Consider the following 17498-nt stretch of genomic DNA (forward strand, 5'->3'; position numbering starts at 1 on the left):
TATTTTTTTTCAAATAATGACATCTGAAAAAACGATTAAAAGAGTTGAAAATTACAAAAAAATATCTAAACCTCTTGTTTTAGGACTTCTTATTTAATGAAAATTATAAACAACAAAAAAACTCTCACGATGTGAGAGTTCCAATATCATTTAAAAAAAAATGCATTAAGCAACAGCTACAGACTTATCTATAACAACTTGCCCTCTGTAATACATTTTCCCCTCATGCCAGTAGGCTCTGTGGTATAAATGCGCTTCACCCGTAATTGGGCAAGTAGCGATTTGTGCTACAGTAGCTTTATAATGTGTTCTTCTCTTATCTCTTCTTGTTTTGGAGATTTTTCTCTTAGGATGTGCCATTTTACTATATTATTTATCCGTTAATAGTTGCTTTAATTTGTCCCAACGCGGGTCAATATTCTCTTCTTTATCTTGTATTGTATCTTCTTCAACCTGTTCTTCATTCTCTTCCTTATGTTCTTCCAGAACTAATTCCTTTAGTCTTTCAAGAGCTTCTGTTTTTAAACTTCCGTCTTGTACACCTGGATGAACCCGTCTTAAAGGTACAGAAAGCGCAATCATTTCATATATATACTGAGCAACATCTATCTCAAATTCTCCAAATGGTAGAATCAGCAATTCCTCATTATCATTGTTATATACATCACCAAAACGAACTATTAATTTCATCTGCCCTTCTATTGGCAAATCAAAATCCTCACTCGTTAGATCACAAGGTACATTTACTGTCCCTTCGTGCTTGAAAATCAATTCTAGCATCGTGCTTTTCTTCTCTAAAACTACATTTACTTTGATGTTTGAATTTTCAAATTCATCATAATCAAAGATTTCAAAGAACGCATTACTTATTTGATATTCAAAATGATGTTTTCCTAGCTTTAATCCCACAAATGGAATTAAATATTGTTTAGTCTTATTCATTTCAACAAAATTTTGCCCCAAACTTCGGGAGTGCAAAGATATAAAATTATTACAAATCTAATAACGTTATTTATCTTTTTTTATTTAGTGTTGTTTTTCCCTAACCTTTAGTGGTTTTTCACTGATTTCTGCATATTGAATTCTGGAACGATAAATATCTAAAGCAAGATAAACCGCTTCCTTAAAAGAGTTATAATCCGCAACCCCTTTTCCCGCAATATCGTAAGCCGTACCATGGTCCGGAGAAGTTCTGATTTTATTCAAACCCGCGGTATAATTAACTCCTTTACCAAAAGACAATGTTTTAAAAGGTATCAACCCTTGATCATGATACGTTGCGATTATCGCATCATATTTCTCGTACTGCCCACTTCCAAAAAATCCATCTGCCGCAAAAGGACCAAATACCAACGTTCCTTTATCGAATATTTTTTTTAATGTTGGTTTCAACACCGCATCATCTTCTTTACCTATCACACCACCGTCACCACAGTGAGGATTTAATCCTAAAACAGCAATCTTTGGCTTATTGATACTAAAATCTTGAATCAACGATTTTCTAACCGTTTCAATTTTTTCTTTAATCAGATCTTCGGTAAGCCTTGATGCCACTTCGCTAACCGGAATATGATCCGTTAACAAACCTACTCTTAAACTACCCTGAACCATCAGCATCAACGCATTTCCTTCCAACTCTTGATTTAAATAATCTGTATGACCAGGAAACTTAAACTCCTCTGATTGAATGTTGTATTTATTTATTGGCGCCGTCACTAAAACATCTACCAACCCTTCTTTTAAAGCATTTGTAGCCGCGATAAATGATTTTACAGCATATTCACCAACTTTATCATCGTTAACACCAAGATTCAAATCTACCCCTTCTTTCCAAAGATTCAAAACATTAATCTTCCCGGGAAGAATTTGATCTAATTTATCAATTCCATGAAGCGGAACCGTTGAATCTAAATTCTTTTTTATGAATGACATTATCTTCACATTGGCAAAAATAACAGGAGTACACAGCTCTAACATTCGAGAATCCTCAAAAGTTTTAAGAACAACCTCGCTTCCAATACCGTTTAAATCTCCTATTGAAATTCCAACAATTATATTTTCTGCTTTTTTCATCATTACCTCTAGTTATTTATTACTAATTTTGAAGTGCAAATTTAGTAAAATAAAACAAGAAATGTTTACAGGAATCATAGAAACCCTTGGTACTATCCAAGAAATAAAAAAAGAGAAAGACAACATTCACATTACAGTGGACTCTTCAATTACAGCAGAACTCAAAATTGACCAAAGCGTTGCACACAATGGAGTCTGCCTAACCGTAGTCGCACTAAAAGACACCTCATATACCGTTACCGCTATTGACGAAACAATCAAAAAAACAAACTTAGGAGACTGGGCAATTGGCGACCGCGTAAACCTGGAGAGAGCGATGAAGTTAGGAGACCGACTTGATGGCCACATTGTACAAGGACACGTAGACCAAACAGCAATATGCATAGAAGCCGAGGAAACAAATGGTAGTTGGCATTATACATTTGAATATGATGAAACACTAAACAACCTTACCATCGAAAAAGGTTCAATTACCGTAAACGGAGTAAGTCTGACTGTAGTAAACTCAAAAAAAAATCAATTTAGCGTAGCGATAATACCCTACACATACGAACACACTAATTTCAACAGCTTCAAAATAGGGACGAAAATCAACCTCGAGTTTGATGTGATTGGAAAATACGTTTCCAAACTTTACAGTAACAAACTATAATCACACTTCTACATGTGTAAAAAGAAAAGACCTCAATCTAGATTGAGGTCTTTTCTTTTTACACTGTGTTTATAAATAATATACATTCCAAATAGCAGTGCAATCACCACTAAAATCATGATATTCTCATCAATAGGTAATCCGGGAGGAGGAGGCGGTTTTTTTCCAGTAGGACTCGGAGCGGGAGGACCGCCAGCATTACCAGCAAAGGCATACATGGTCCCAAAAAGGAAAACAAGTAAAAGGAAAAATTTATCTGACACTACCTTCATAATTTCCAAAAATAGTAAATCAATTGATTAAAAAAAGCTATCTAAGCTATTTATTATTAATATTCAACGCAAATCACTGCCACATCCGCTAAAATATACTTTCATAAAAATAGCTATCACTACATAAAGATACCTTTTTTTGAATGAAAACCCATTCATTACCTAAAACAAAACCCCTTAAAATCAAAGATTTTAAGGGGTTTATTGTGGTCCCACCTGGGCTCGAACCAGGGACCACCTGATTATGAGTCAGGTGCTCTAACCAGCTGAGCTATAGGACCGGTTTAGAGTTTGCAATATTACTACTATTTTTCGTTTGCTCCAAATATTTTTTACCAAGTTTTAGGCTAAACTCAATAAATAAAAAAATAAAAACAGAAAACTCCTGATTATTAGATTTATAAAAACAATTTATATTTGAATTATTTTATCTCTTGACACAATTCGATCAAAACCCCATTGGTACTTTTGGGATGCAAGAAGACTACCAACTTATTATCGGCTCCTTTTTTAGGGATTTCATTTAACACAACAAAACCTTCTTTTTTTAGTCTGATAATTTCTTCCTCTATATTTCCTACATCAAAAGCGATGTGATGAATGCCTTCCCCTTTCTTTTCTAAAAACTTTGCGATAGGGCTGTCTGGACTTGTCGCCGCTAAAAGTTCAATTTTATTGGGTCCATTTTGAAAAAAAGAAGTCGTAACACCTTCACTTTCGACTTCCTCAAATTTATAAGCTGGAGCTCCAAAAAGCTTTTCGAACAATAAATTTGAAACTTCTAAATCCTTAACCGCTATTCCTATGTGTTCTATTTTTCTCATTGTCTAAATCTTCTATATCTTGTTAGCCGAAAAACCATACTAACTGCAAATCATTTGCAATTGCATCAATCAACAGTAAGTAAAATTAAACATTAAAAACTAAAAAGTATCGGAAGAGCAATAAAAGTATCCGAATTAGACAACCATAATAATTTTATAAAAAACATCAATTCCATTAATTATAATTGTTATTTTGTATCTTCTAATACTAATTTGATATGTTGAAAAACAATTTAAAATATATTTCCCTGCTGTTGCTTGTTATTATCGTAAGTTGTGCAAAAAGAGGGTCGATTACTGGCGGCTTAAAAGACACGATTGCACCAGTATTAAAAGGGAGCTTCCCTGAAAATTTCAGCACGAACTTTAAGGGAAATGAAATTAAATTAGTCTTTGATGAAAACATCAAACTCAAGAACCTAAACAAGCAATTGGTTATTTCACCACCCATGAAGTACGAACCAATAATTTCGCCTACTTCAGCAACTAAAACCCTTTCGATAAAAATAAAAGACACCTTACAACCCAACACAACTTACAGCTTCAACTTTGGCCAAAGCATCGCTGACAACAACGAGGGGAATCCATTCAATCAGTTTAAATATGTTTTTTCAACTGGTGCCTATATTGATTCACTGGCTATAGGTGGCAGAGTAAAAGATGCATACACTATAGAAGCTGAACCTTTTGTTTCCGTAATGCTTTATGAGGTTAATGACTCCTATAAAGATTCCATTATCTATACTGATAATCCACGATATATCACAAATACATTGGACAGTTTAAAAACGTTCCGTTTGGAAAATTTAAAAGCTGGAAAATACCTGCTAGTAGCATTGAAAGACAAAAACAACAATAATAAGTTTGACCCAAAGAATGAAAAGGTTGGATTTATCAAGCACTTTATAACCGTTCCCAACGACACCGTTTACGAATTGGAGTTATTCAAAGAGACACTCCCCTTCAAAGCTTTAAAACCTATACAGGTATCCGGAAATCGACTGTTAATGGGTTACGAAGGAAATATGGAATCAATCAGTTCAAGACCAAAAATAACATTGAAAGACAAAGCCAATATCATTTCAACGATTGTAACTCAGTTTCCTAAAAAAGACTCGCTTCAGATTTGGTACAAACCTATCAAAACAGACTCTTTAACACTAGTTGTCACCAAAGATAACTACAAAAAAGATTTCGCATTAAAAATTAAGGAACAGAAAAAAGATACGTTAATTATTACTTCACTTCAAAACGGCACTTTAAATTTTAGAGACCGTTTTACCTTAGAAGCTACAACTCCACTAGTTCATTTTGACAATTCAAAAATAAAATTAGTCAACAAAGATTCTGTCGCAATAGCTTTCACAACTGAGTACGACGATTTTAACCAGAAACTCTATTTTGACTTCAAGAAAGAACCTTCAGAAAATTATAATTTAACGCTTTTACCAGGCGCGCTATCTGACTTTTTTGAGATGTCAAATGATTCTTTATCCTTTAAACTGAACACGAAAAGTACGGCAGATTACGGTAATCTTAGGGTACAACTCCAAAATGTAAAAAGCTTTCCTGTTATCGTCGAATTGACCAACAGCAAAGGAAATATCATCGCTTCACAATATAGCGAAAATACCACCACAGTTGACTTTAATTTATTAGAACCTGCATTATTTACACTTCGTATTATTTACGATGAGAATAAAAATAAAGTGTATGATTCCGGAAACTTTTTAGAGAAAAAATATTCTGAAGAGGTTGTTTATTTTTCTAAAGATATTGATATTCGCGCGAACTGGGATGTAGACCAAGCATTTGATGTTAGCCTACCCTACAGTCCCGAACCAAAGACAAAAGACAAAGGAAAATCTCAAGGTGAAAAACCTAAAAGCAGACCTTAACTTATTTACCCTTTTTTGATTTCAAATAACTAAAATCAAAAAAGGGTAAATTACAGTAGTATTATTTTATTTCAAACAAATCTTTATCGTTCAAAAAATTCAATTTTTCACGAACTTTTGCTAAATACGATTTATCAAGAATAGCTATAAAAACCCCCTCCAATTCTTCTGGAGCTATTAAACAGTCCCCTAAAATGTCTAAAACTTGTGAGTGCCCTATGTAGGCATAATCATTAGCATCAGCACCTATTCTGTTAACACCTATAACATAACTCATGTTTTCTATAGCGCGTGCTGCAAGTAAAGTATCCCAAGCTTTAATTCGGGTTTTGGGCCAGCTAGCAACGTAAATTAATAAGTCGTAGTTCTCGACGTTACGAGAGAAAACTGGGAAACGCAAGTCATAACACACAAGAGGACAGATTTTCCAACCTAAATAATCAACAATTAATTTTTGATTTCCCATTGTATAGACTTTGTCTTCCCCTGCGAGTGTAAACAAATGTCTTTTGTCATAATGTTGTATTTCACCTGACGGAAATACAAATAACATTCGGTTATAAAAGTTGAAATTATCTTCAATTACCACGCTCCCTGTTATTGCTGCGTTTTTGGCTTTCGCCAAAGTCTGCATCCACGATACCGTTTCGCCTTGCATAGTCTCCGCAACTTTTGCGGGATCCATTGTAAAGCCAGTAGTAAACATTTCAGGAAGCACAATTAATTTTACATCTTCAGCAATTGCATTGATTTTTTCTTCGAAATAGACTCTGTTTGCTACTGGGTTTTCCCATACAATGGATGATTGAATTAACGCTACCTTCATGACGTAAAATATATTTTTCTTAGGAATTCAAATAATTAAAACTAATACTATTGTAATTTATTTTTAATTTACAATTTTGTACTCCCACTTTTCCCTTTTATGTTTATTGGATAGCACGGGAATTAAAACCATCGCTAACCCAATAGGAGCCAACGGGCTTACAATAAAACCATAACCCCCTGCAATAATACCTGCAGCACCCACTACAGTAAAAAGTGACCCTACTGCGATACCAGCAGTAGCAGTGATAGCTGAATAGGTAGAATATTTTTTGATTGCCACAACCGAACTCAACGAAATCAATTGATTCTTAATCAAAATGGAATTATCATCTACTATGGTGTAATTTCCGGCCAACTTTCTTCCTTCAGAAGTTGTGATTTTTATCTTTTTATTTTGAGGCAGGAAAATGGTTTTGTTCTTACTCCTATTTTCCAACGAAATTCCCTTTTCTTGCGCTGTTAGAAACGAACATGTCAACAACAAAAGCATTGTGAAAAAAATTAATTCTACTCCCAAATCCTGTATTCTAAAACAAAATTGCTTGATCATTTTTTTGTTTAAATTTACAAAAAAATGTAGTACAAAAAAAACGCATCCAAATAAATGGATGCGTTTTTGATATATAAGAAATGTCTATTTACAGAATTATCCTTTCATGCTTGCTGACATGTACTCTCTGTTCATACGAGCGATGTTCTCTAAAGAAATTCCTTTAGGACATTCAACCTCACATGCTCCAGTGTTAGTACAGTTACCAAAACCTTCAGCATCCATTTGGCTAACCATGTTTAATACACGATCCGTTGCTTCAATTCTACCTTGAGGCAATAATGCATATTGAGAAACCTTGGCTGCTACGAATAACATAGCCGACGAGTTTTTACAACTTGCTACACAAGCTCCGCAACCAATACACGTTGCCGCATCAAATGCTTCATCAGCATCTTTCTTGTTGATAGGAATTGTATTTGCATCGATAGTATTTCCAGAAGTATTTACAGATATAAATCCTCCTGCATGTTGGATTCTATCAAAAGCGCTACGGTTAACAACTAAATCTTTTACAACTGGAAAAGCAGCTGCACGGAAAGGTTCAATTGTAATAGTATCACCATCCTTGAACATACGCATGTGCAATTGACAAGTGGTTACTCCTCTATCTGGTCCGTGTGCTTCACCATTGATGTACAAAGAACACATTCCGCAAATTCCTTCGCGACAATCGTGATCAAATGCAACTGGCTCGCCACCTTTACTCATTAAATCTTCATTAAATACGTCAAGCATTTCAAGGAATGACATATCCGGCTCAATTCCGTCGATTTGATAATCAACCATTGCTCCTTTATCTTGGGCGTTTTTCTGACGCCATATTTTTAATGTAAGTTTCATACTGTTTTAGTTTGAAAGTCATATAAGTCTAACGTGAAAAGCCTACAACTTTGAGACTTTGGACTTTTGACTTTGGACCAATTTCTATTTGTAATTTCTTTGAACAAGTTTAACGGCATCAAATACCAAGTCTTCTTTATGTAAAACAGCGTCACTTGGTTTTCCTTTGTATTCCCAAGCGGCAACGTATGCGAAATTTTCGTCATCACGTTTTGCTTCACCATCTTCAGTTTGATATTCTTCTCTGAAGTGACCTCCACAAGATTCGTTACGGTGCAAAGCATCTTTAGCAAACAATTCTCCTAGTTCTAAGAAATCGGCAACACGAGTCGCTTTTTCTAATTCTTGATTGAATCCTTTATCTGTTCCTGGTACTTTAACATCTTTGTAAAACTCTTCACGTAGCGCCGCTATTTCATTAATTGCTTCGTTCAATCCTTGAGCATTACGAGCCATACCAACTTTATCCCACATAATTTTTCCTAATTTCCTGTGGAAATAGTCAACAGAATGTGTTCCGTTATTGTTCATGAATTTCTCAATTTGGTCTTTCACTCCTTTTTCTGCAGCTTCAAATTCTGGAGAATCAGTAGGTATAGTTCCCATTTTAATATCTGGAGACAAGTAATCACCAATTGTGTATGGCAATACAAAGTATCCATCAGCTAAACCTTGCATCAATGCAGAAGCCCCAAGCCTGTTTGCTCCGTGATCTGAGAAGTTTGATTCTCCAATAGAGAAACATCCTGGAATTGTAGTCATTAAGTTATAATCAACCCATGTTCCACCCATTGTGTAATGTACCGCTGGGTAAATCATCATAGGAGAAGTATAAGGATCTTCATCTACAATTTTATAATACATTTGGAATAAATTCCCGTATTTATTTTTTACAACTTCAGTTCCTAATTTAGTTACTGCTTGTTTGTCAGTAGCATCAATTCCTTTTAAAAAGGCTTGCTCTTTTCCGTAACGTTGTATCGCAGCCGCAAAATCTAAATAAACTGCTTCACCTGTTTTGTTTACTCCAAAACCAGCATCGCATCTTTCTTTAGCAGCACGAGAAGCTACATCGCGAGGTACTAAGTTACCAAAAGCAGGGTATCTTCTTTCTAGATAATAATCTCTTTCAGCTTCAGATAAATCTATTGCTTTTTTCTTTCCTTCACGAATCGCTACAGCATCTTCGATTTTTGCAGGAACCCAGATACGTCCGTCATTTCTTAAAGATTCCGACATCAAAGTTAATTTTGATTGGTGATCTCCAGAAACCGGAATACATGTTGGGTGAATTTGTGTGTAACAAGGATTCGCAAAAAACGCTCCTTTTTTATGGATTTTCCAAGCTGCAGTAGCATTAGAACCCATTGCATTTGTTGACAAGAAGAAAACGTTTCCGTATCCACCAGAAGCAATAACTACTGCGTGAGCAGAATGTCTTTCGATTTCACCAGTAATTAAATTACGAGCGATAATTCCTCTTGCTTTCCCGTTTACGATTACTAGATCTAGCATCTCGTGACGGTTGTGCATTTTTATTTTTCCACGACCTATTTGACGGTTCATGGCAGAGTAAGCACCTAACAATAATTGTTGTCCTGTTTGCCCTCTAGCATAAAAAGTTCTAGAAACTAAAGCACCTCCAAAAGAACGATTGTCTAATAAACCTCCGTATTCACGTGCCAATGGTACCCCTTGAGCCACACACTGGTCGATAATGTTTGTAGAAACTTCTGCAAGGCGATGTACGTTTGCTTCACGAGCGCGGTAATCTCCACCTTTTACAGTATCGTAAAACAATCTAAAAACAGAATCTCCGTCTCCTTGATAATTTTTTGCTGCGTTGATTCCTCCTTGTGCCGCAATAGAGTGCGCACGACGAGGTGAATCTTGAAAACAAAAAGCTTTTACGTTATATCCTAATTCTGCTAATGTTGCAGCAGCTGAACCTCCAGCTAATCCTGTTCCAACAACGATAACATCTAAGTTACGTTTGTTTGCAGGGTTCACTAAATTAATATGATCTTTATAATTTGTCCATTTGTCCGAAACCGAACCGCTTGGAATTTTTGAATCTAATGCCATTATAATTGAATATTAATGATTGAAATGATGAAATAATGCAATAAAAATAAATCCGAAAGGAACAACGAAAGCAAATGCTAATCCGAAATTTTTCAATCCTTTTGAATATTTATTATTGAAACCAACCGATTGAAAAGAAGAACTGAATCCGTGCTTCAAGTGTAGCGATAACAATACAAATGAAATACTATACAATGCTGTGCGCACTGGACTTTCAAACTTCTCTGCTAATTCATGAAAATATCTTGTTTCATCCAATGGATTAAAAGCTACATATTTATAAACCATTTCCGGAAACCAGAAGTCATAAAAGTGTAAACCTAAAAAAGCCAAAATAACTGAACCTGTAATAATCATGTTTCTAGATGCCCAAGAAGAGTTTGCAGCACCATTGTTTTTTGCATAAGCAATTGGTCTTGCGCTTCTATTTTTGAAATCTAAAACAAACCCCATAATAAAGTGAAAGATCACTCCTACTATTAAAATTGGCTGAATTACAAATTGTACTAAAGGATTATTTCCCATAAAATGAGAAATCGAATTGAATGTGTCCGGACTAAACACCGAAGTCATATTGATGAAAAAGTGCTGTGCTAGAAACAGCATTAAAAAAATTCCTGAAAGCGCCATAGCCACTTTTTTAGCTATCGACGACTTCAATAATGCAGATTTTGCCATAAGATTTAATAATTTGTTTTAAGAATATCACAAAAATAATGCAAATTGACTGCAACTACAACCTTTTCGCTCTTATTTATAATGATTTTAAAGTGTGCTTTTTCCCTACGTTCCATCCACTCTAAAACCTATTACTCGCTGTACATCAGAGCGTTATATCGTTTGCTTTTCCATTCTAATTATTTTACAATTATCAGAATATAACAAAAATATAATTTTTCTAATTTTTCCTGAATCACACACATGACAATCCACCCAAAATCAAAGCTTACTTAATTACCAATAATCAAAATCAGAAGTCATTTTGATGCCAACTAACTAAATTTAGCCATGTATTTTTGAACAATCAAATCCGTATTTTCATTTCGAGTTTTAAGCTCTAATTGAATTGGAGCCGAAGCCCTTACTTCACAGTTTTTCACAGCACAAGTTTCACAAGTCACTCCCACAATTTGTTTTTTGATAGACTTATTATCCATGAACTTGATTTTCTTCTTCATGCTTGCCGTAATCAAAATTCCGACAGATATACTTCTCAAACAGTCCTTTTTGAAAGGATCTTCCGTGGCAGATGAGAAAACGAAAAACTCATTACCGCTGTTTTCATAACGCGAAATTTGCGCATCAAAATAGTGACTATTATTCTGCGCTATGGCTTTCTCGATTGTTTTGACAGAAATCCACCTGCGGCAATAATGCTCATTCATTTCATTGGCATGCGGTTCCTGCTGATTAGTAATATGTAGCTCTTTTTTAATCTGATAGGTGTCTGCTCCTCTTTTGTGAGATAATCGAAGGAAAAATATGTTTTTTAACTGAAAGTCTTTTGGCAAAATATTAGTTAATCGCTGATAGAACGACTCTGGAGACACATTAAATTTACCCATCAACTCTATCATTTCCTGAGGCTTCGGATCTGTTTTAGCCAAGAACAAATTTAATTCATTTACCAGTTGTTTTCTTGGTATTAAAAGCGCACCTGCAAAATAAGAAGCATAGAAATTATTCAAAACCTGATCAAAATTATCAAATTTAATCCAACTGAACGTAAACAGCCTTTCGGTTATTTCTAGATAATTATAAGCAATCTCTTTGGCTAAAATAAACGCCTTTTGTTGTTCATCGATATCCAATGAAAGTAATAAAGTTTTGCTTTTTGGAACATATATAGACCGCAAATCTCCCAACTCTTCTTGTTCTGAAAAAATAATTTCCTGAATCGTATAGCCATACTCTTCAGTCAACACAGCGGTCAGGTCTTCTATAGCAATTTTACTATCTATATTTATTTGAAATGCTTTTGAGAAATCTAATACTTTCTGTTCTAAATCCTCAAAATAATTATTATGTGCTTCTTGGTACGAACGCAAAGCAGCTAGGAAAAAACTCTCCCTAGTTAAATTATAGTGCTGTGCAATCTCGATAATTGTACTGATAAAGGCATTAACTTTTGCCGGAGCATTAGCAATGATATCAATAAGATCGTTTTCTTGGATACCGAAAATATCCAATGGAATTTCTTTTAGAATCCCTGATTTTAAGATTTCACCAATAGGAGCCAGATTATTATCCAACTTCAACGAAACCATATTGTCATACGAAATATCCAGTTTTTCTGCTAAAAGAATAATCTTATCTGTCTTCGGGTATTTCTTGCCCTTTTCAATTTCGTTCAAATACGATTTTGAAAGGTCTGTAATTTTGGCTAAGCCAAACAAAGACAAATTCTTATTAGTACGAGCCTGCTTGAGTTTAAGCCCAAAAATCAACTTTATATATTCTTTTTCTACAGTCATATCAAAATTCTATTTATTCTTGCAAACGAGCATTTAATTCGAAAAAAATGATCGAAAATAACAGTGCTTTTCCCTTACCTTCCTTTCATTTTTTCAAAGATACGCTAAAAAACAAAAAAGCCATAAAAAAAGCTTTTTACACCTTTCCCGAACGTTCGCTTGTTTTACGATCCTGTTTTTTCAACATATTAATTTAAAATGAATTAACTATAAAAATTTTATTGAAACACCTTATTTTAATCTAACCCAAAATACCGCTATTACCGGAAAATCAAATCCAACTACAATGAAAGATTCTAAAGAAATAAAGTAGTTGTAATTAAAACGATTCTTTACTGAATTGATAACACATCGATCTAAAAACATACTTAATTAAGACAATGTGTTTTTGTTGTTTTTTACATAAAATTATTGAATTCGTAACCAGAAACAATTTAATCTTAGTATTTTTGAGTAATTATAAAGATTAAATAGAAAGAACATGAAGTACCATCAAATTGACCGTGACTTATTTATAAAAAACCGCTCAAAATTTATGGCTCAAATGAAGCCTAAAAGCGTTGCCATTTTTAACTCTAATGATATTTATCCAATAAGTGCTGACAGTACTATGCCATTTGCACAACACCGCGATATTTTTTATTTAAGCGGCGTGGATCAGGAAGAAAGTATCTTACTATTATTTCCAGACGCTCCTTATGAGCATCAAAGAGAAATGTTATTTCTAAAAGAAACCAATGATCATATTGCGGTTTGGGAAGGCGAAAAACTGACTAAAGAACGTGCTTTAGCCGTTTCCGGAATTAAAACGGTGTATTGGCTACAGGAATTCGAAAAAGTATTATTTGAACTAATGACACATTCAGATACCATCTATATCAACACCAATGAACATTACAGAGCAACCGTGGAAACAGAAACTCGCGAAGCCCGTTTTGTAAAATGGTGGAAAGAGAAATATCCAGCACACACAGTCGCAAAAAGCAACCCAATTTTACAACGCATTCGCTCCGTAAAAGAAAGTGAAGAAATTGACTTGATTCAACAAGCTTGTAATATCACCGAAAAAGGATTCCGCAGAGTGCTATCTTTCGTTAAACCAAATATAATGGAATACGAAATCGAAGCTGAATTCATTCATGAATTCGTTCGCAATCGCTCAAAAGGTTTTGCTTACACGCCAATTATTGGTTCAGGAAACAATGCTAATGTATTGCATTACATCGAAAACAACCAGCAATGTAAAGCAGGTGATTTGATTTTAATTGATGCTGGTGCAGAGTACGCAAATTACTCCAGCGACATGACCCGTACCATTCCGGTCTCAGGAAAATACAACGATCGCCAAAAAGCGGTTTACAACGCCGTTTTACGCGTTAAAAACGAAGCAACTAAAATGTTACTTCCAGGAACAATCTGGAAACAATACCATATTGAAGTGGGAAAATTAATGACTTCTGAATTACTTGGTTTAGGACTTATCGACAAAGCCGATGTGCAAAATGAAAACCCAGACTGGCCTGCTTACAAAAAATATTTCATGCACGGAACATCACACCACATGGGATTAGACACGCACGATTACGGGATTTTGACAGAACCTATGCAAGCTAATATGGTTTTCACCGTAGAGCCCGGAATTTATATTCCTGCTGAAGGTTTCGGAATTCGTCTTGAGGATGATGTCGTAATTCAAGAAAGCGGCGAACCATTCAACTTGATGCGCAATATTCCGATTGAAGTGGATGAAATTGAAAGTTTAATGAACAACTAAAATTTGCTTCAAGTTTAAAGTAAACAGTCTAGAGCAATCTAGGCTGTTTTTTTTTGGAGCAGAGATTTCTATTTTTCTATCTACGTCTCCTCCTGCTGTCCGTTATATCTCTTGTTTCGTTATCACTCCACAAGAGGATACCACTGCCATCAGGGCTAGCCATAACGTCTATTTTTCATAGGAACTCAAAATGTTAAATCAATTATAAAATCAAAAAAAGGTGTAACATTTAGTCCTTAAATCCAACCTATTAATTCAATCAAAAAACTAAAAATCATGCAAGCACACGAAATAGATTACCAGATATTTGGCGAAGAAATGCAATATGTAGAGATTGAACTAGATCCGCAAGAAATCGTCATTGCCGAAGCAGGAAGCTTTATGATGATGGACAATAACATCCAAATGGAAACGATTTTTGGAAATGGTTCAGAACAAAAATCCGGAATCTTTGGCCAACTTCTAAATGCCGGTAAAAGAGTTCTTACAGGCGAAAGCTTATTCATGACCGCCTTTATCAATCAAGCTAACTCCAAAGGTAAAGTGTCTTTTGCATCGCCTTACCCCGGAAAAATTTTACCAATTGACTTAACCGAATTTCAAGGAAAATTCATCTGTCAAAAAAGCTCCTTTCTTTGCGCTGCCAAAGGTGTATCAGTAGGAATTGAATTCTCTAAAAAACTAGGCCGTGGATTCTTTGGTGGTGAAGGTTTCATCATGCAAAAAATTGAAGGCGACGGAATGGCATTTGTACATTCAGGAGGAACCTTAGCCAAAAAAGAACTAAGAGCGGGCGAAGTGCTAAAAGTTGACACGGGCTGCATCGTTGGGTTCACTAAAGAGGTAGATTACGATATTGAATTCATTGGCGGAATCAAGAACTCTATCTTTGGAGGAGAAGGTTTGTTCTATGCGACCCTTCGCGGTCCCGGAACTGTTTATGTACAATCATTGCCTTTCAGCAGACTAGCAGATAGAATCATTGCTTCAGCTCCAAAAGCGGGTGGAAACAGCCGTGACGAAGGAAGCCTATTGGGTGGATTAGGAAATTTATTAGATGGAGATAATCGTTTTTAACAGATAAACCTTTTCCCGCACTTGTCATCCCGACAGAGGAGAGAACATAATAGTTTCTCCGGTTATGTGCTTTCTCCTTCGTCGAAATGACAAAAAAAAGAGCTTTCAGGAATGGAAGTCGTCTTGCTATTATTAAATATAAATACCACTATATCCTATATAAGTTTTCAGATTGAATTGATCATCTATATTTTTAATGTTTAATTCAGCAAAATAAAGTCTACCAGTCTTATTCATTTCGATAATTACATTCTTGACGATTACATTAAATAAGTTTTTTAATGTATCATGAGCACTATGATAAAAAACACTGCTATTCTAAAAACTTATATGACTTATATGTTACAAGAAAATTAAATAACTAATTTTGCATTCGCTCAAAACTGAAACAAAAAAAGTGAATCACATACAATTCAAAAATACAAGCATTGCTTACACGGACACAGGTAAAGGTACCGCTATTGTTCTACTACACGGTTTCCTAGAAAACCAAAGCATGTGGGATAATTACATTGCTACTTTCTCTAAGAAAAACCGAATTATCACCATTGATTTATTGGGTCATGGAGAAACAGAATGTTTGGGTTATGTTAATTCCATGGAAGACAACGCAGATGCCGTTCACGCCGTCTTGGCTGAATTGCGCATCCGTAAAGCAATTCTCGTTGGTCATTCGATGGGTGGTTATGTCGCTTTGGCTTTCGCCGAATTGTATCCTGAAAATGTAAAAGGCTTGGTTTTACTGAATTCGACGGCAAGAGCAGATAGCGAAGAACGAAAAGTGAATCGAGATCGTGCGATTAGAGCAGTGAAACAATCTTTTGTAAATTTCATATCACTCTCTATTGCCAATTTATTTAGTGAAGGAAATCGCGAACGATTAGTCGACGAAATTGAAAATGTAAAAAACAAAGCCCTAAAAACACCACTACAAGGCATCGTAGCTTCGCTTGAAGGTATGAAAATCAGAAATGATCGTGAGGTATTATTACACCTTACCGCTTTTCCAAAATTACTGGTTCTTGGAGAAAAAGACCCCGTTTTACCACATGAAGAAACAAAACTACAAGTAGAAAATACCGAAGTACAGTTAGTTACTTTTCCAGATGGCCACATGAGTCATATTGAAAATAAAGAAGCATTGACAGAAGTTCTATTGAAGTTTTTTAAGAGTATTTAAAATACCTCCGCATTTAAATATCCCTTACTAACTAACTCCTCCTTACTTTTAAGATGATGTGCTTTACCGTCTCTCATTAGCATCAATTTTGTCGAAATCGAAATTACATTTTCGTAATTATGATCTGTAATTACAATCCCTTTTCGTGTAGCGTTTTCTTTTATTAGTGCATTTACTTTTTCAATCATAAGAGGCGACAACCCATTATAAGGCTCGTCTAAAAGAACAAATTTAGAAGGATTACAAAGTACCAACTTGATTTCTAAATAACGTAATTCCCCACCTGACAACTCCGAAATTTTCCGGTTGCTGATCGACTGGATCATTTCCTCATTATAAAAATCATGCGCTTGTTCGCTATTTATGGAGAGAGAAATGGCTTTCTTGACCGATAATTGATTCGGAATAAAATTGTCTTGAGAGAGATAACTTATTTCATTAAATAGAGCACTGCTTTTAGTTTTTACCACTCCATCAATTCGCACAAACTTAAAATCAGCATTTTCAATTCCGAAAATAATTTTTAGAAAGGTCGATTTTCCAGAACCATTTCGACCCAATAAACCTATAATATCATTAGTTTCGCATTTCAAATATACATCTGAAAGAATGGATTGAGTATCATATCTTTTCTGTACACTATCTACTTCTAAAATATGCTTTTTCAAAATAGTGTAGCTATAAAGTTAAGGGCAAAACTTAGTACAATTAGAGATACAAACGTACAGCACCAAGCATACAACCAAAGTTCAGTTTTTGAAATAGCATTGTTGTAATAAAACAAATATTCGTTTTTAGAATTGAATTCCTTAACCGCTATACTAGCAGCAAAACCAACGGTCAAAAAAGTGTATTTAAACGCAAATAACCCTAAAAAGAGAATTGGTACCACGTAAACAGCCAAGTTAATGACTAAGGTGCTTTTAAAGAACTCAAATATGTTATTTGCTTTTTGTAAAGTCATACTA

Annotated in this window: 18 protein-coding genes and 1 tRNA gene; 5 read left to right on the plus strand and 14 right to left on the minus strand. The window is 34.9% G+C overall.

The window, feature by feature from the left end; translation table 11 throughout:
- Nucleotides 1–165 precede the first annotated feature (165 nt).
- The 3 genes from rpmF to pdxA form a co-directional block, all read right to left on the minus strand.
- Nucleotides 166–360, minus strand: coding sequence for a 50S ribosomal protein L32 (gene rpmF, locus AAC069_RS03295; RefSeq protein ID WP_007137315.1), 195 nt, complete (start codon nt 358–360; stop codon nt 166–168).
- Nucleotides 361–369: 9 nt separating this feature from the next.
- A complete protein-coding gene (locus tag AAC069_RS03300; protein ID WP_091090965.1) occupies nt 370–942 on the minus strand; it encodes a DUF177 domain-containing protein in 573 nt (190 codons plus the stop codon).
- 84 nt (nt 943–1026) lie between these two features.
- Complete coding sequence (gene pdxA, locus AAC069_RS03305; protein ID WP_339919083.1) at nt 1027–2076, minus strand: 4-hydroxythreonine-4-phosphate dehydrogenase PdxA; 1050 nt, start codon at nt 2074–2076, stop codon at nt 1027–1029.
- A 58-nt stretch (nt 2077–2134) separates the two neighbouring features.
- Between pdxA and AAC069_RS03310 the strand changes: the two genes are divergently transcribed.
- Nucleotides 2135–2725 (plus strand): riboflavin synthase, encoded by a 591-nt coding sequence (locus AAC069_RS03310; protein ID WP_339919084.1) that lies wholly within the window; start codon nt 2135–2137, stop codon nt 2723–2725.
- 32 nt (nt 2726–2757) lie between these two features.
- Here AAC069_RS03310 and AAC069_RS03315 read toward each other — a convergent pair whose 3' ends face one another.
- The 3 genes from AAC069_RS03315 to mce form a co-directional block, all read right to left on the minus strand.
- Nucleotides 2758–2997: a hypothetical protein gene (locus tag AAC069_RS03315; RefSeq protein ID WP_339919085.1), complete on the minus strand. Its 240-nt coding sequence runs from the start codon at nt 2995–2997 to the stop codon at nt 2758–2760.
- Nucleotides 2998–3204: 207 nt separating this feature from the next.
- A tRNA-Ile gene (locus tag AAC069_RS03320) sits at nt 3205–3278 on the minus strand.
- A 141-nt stretch (nt 3279–3419) separates the two neighbouring features.
- The gene (gene mce, locus AAC069_RS03325) at nt 3420–3821 is read right to left on the minus strand and encodes a methylmalonyl-CoA epimerase (protein ID WP_339919086.1); all 402 of its coding nucleotides are present in this window, start codon (nt 3819–3821) and stop codon (nt 3420–3422) included.
- Nucleotides 3822–4039: 218 nt separating this feature from the next.
- On the opposite strand from mce, the gene AAC069_RS03330 reads away from it, so the two are divergent.
- Nucleotides 4040–5719 (plus strand): Ig-like domain-containing protein, encoded by a 1680-nt coding sequence (locus AAC069_RS03330; RefSeq protein WP_339919087.1) that lies wholly within the window; start codon nt 4040–4042, stop codon nt 5717–5719.
- Nucleotides 5720–5780: 61 nt separating this feature from the next.
- Here the strand turns inward: AAC069_RS03330 and AAC069_RS03335 are convergent, their stop codons facing one another.
- The 6 genes from AAC069_RS03335 to AAC069_RS03360 form a co-directional block, all read right to left on the minus strand.
- Entirely contained in the window at nt 5781–6545 is a 765-nt protein-coding gene (locus tag AAC069_RS03335) for an amidohydrolase (RefSeq protein WP_339919088.1), read from the minus strand.
- 63 nt (nt 6546–6608) lie between these two features.
- Nucleotides 6609–7097, minus strand: coding sequence for a hypothetical protein (locus tag AAC069_RS03340; RefSeq protein ID WP_339919089.1), 489 nt, complete (start codon nt 7095–7097; stop codon nt 6609–6611).
- A 96-nt stretch (nt 7098–7193) separates the two neighbouring features.
- Nucleotides 7194–7940, minus strand: a complete 747-nt coding sequence (locus tag AAC069_RS03345; RefSeq protein WP_339919090.1) for a succinate dehydrogenase/fumarate reductase iron-sulfur subunit — start codon at nt 7938–7940, stop codon at nt 7194–7196.
- A gap of 84 nt (nt 7941–8024) precedes the next feature.
- Nucleotides 8025–10025 (minus strand): fumarate reductase/succinate dehydrogenase flavoprotein subunit, encoded by a 2001-nt coding sequence (locus tag AAC069_RS03350; RefSeq protein ID WP_339919091.1) that lies wholly within the window; start codon nt 10023–10025, stop codon nt 8025–8027.
- A gap of 12 nt (nt 10026–10037) precedes the next feature.
- On the minus strand, nt 10038–10703 hold the full coding sequence (locus AAC069_RS03355) for a succinate dehydrogenase cytochrome b subunit (protein ID WP_339919092.1): 666 nt from the start codon (nt 10701–10703) through the stop codon (nt 10038–10040).
- A 314-nt stretch (nt 10704–11017) separates the two neighbouring features.
- A complete protein-coding gene (locus AAC069_RS03360) occupies nt 11018–12499 on the minus strand; it encodes a helix-turn-helix domain-containing protein (RefSeq protein ID WP_339919093.1) in 1482 nt (493 codons plus the stop codon).
- Between the two features lie 481 nt (nt 12500–12980).
- Here AAC069_RS03360 and AAC069_RS03365 point away from each other — a divergent pair, with 481 nt between their 5' ends.
- The 3 genes from AAC069_RS03365 (at nt 12981) to AAC069_RS03375 (ending at nt 16530) form a co-directional block, all read left to right on the plus strand.
- Complete coding sequence (locus AAC069_RS03365) at nt 12981–14273, plus strand: aminopeptidase P family protein (protein ID WP_339919094.1); 1293 nt, start codon at nt 12981–12983, stop codon at nt 14271–14273.
- A 276-nt stretch (nt 14274–14549) separates the two neighbouring features.
- Complete coding sequence (locus AAC069_RS03370; protein ID WP_339919095.1) at nt 14550–15350, plus strand: TIGR00266 family protein; 801 nt, start codon at nt 14550–14552, stop codon at nt 15348–15350.
- A gap of 367 nt (nt 15351–15717) precedes the next feature.
- Complete coding sequence (locus AAC069_RS03375; protein ID WP_339919096.1) at nt 15718–16530, plus strand: alpha/beta hydrolase; 813 nt, start codon at nt 15718–15720, stop codon at nt 16528–16530.
- On the opposite strand, the gene AAC069_RS03380 is transcribed toward AAC069_RS03375, so the two are convergent.
- Both AAC069_RS03380 and AAC069_RS03385 read right to left on the minus strand, forming a co-directional pair.
- The gene (locus AAC069_RS03380; protein WP_339919097.1) at nt 16527–17198 is read right to left on the minus strand and encodes an ATP-binding cassette domain-containing protein; all 672 of its coding nucleotides are present in this window, start codon (nt 17196–17198) and stop codon (nt 16527–16529) included. The two genes, AAC069_RS03375 and AAC069_RS03380, sit on opposite strands and share 4 nt — an antisense overlap.
- The gene (locus tag AAC069_RS03385) at nt 17195–17494 is read right to left on the minus strand and encodes a hypothetical protein (protein WP_339919098.1); all 300 of its coding nucleotides are present in this window, start codon (nt 17492–17494) and stop codon (nt 17195–17197) included. Before AAC069_RS03385 ends, AAC069_RS03380 begins: the two co-directional genes overlap by 4 nt.
- Between the last annotated feature and the right edge of the window lie 4 nt (nt 17495–17498).

Source organism: uncultured Flavobacterium sp. (assembly GCF_963974175.1).
Lineage (GTDB): Bacteria > Bacteroidota > Bacteroidia > Flavobacteriales > Flavobacteriaceae > Flavobacterium.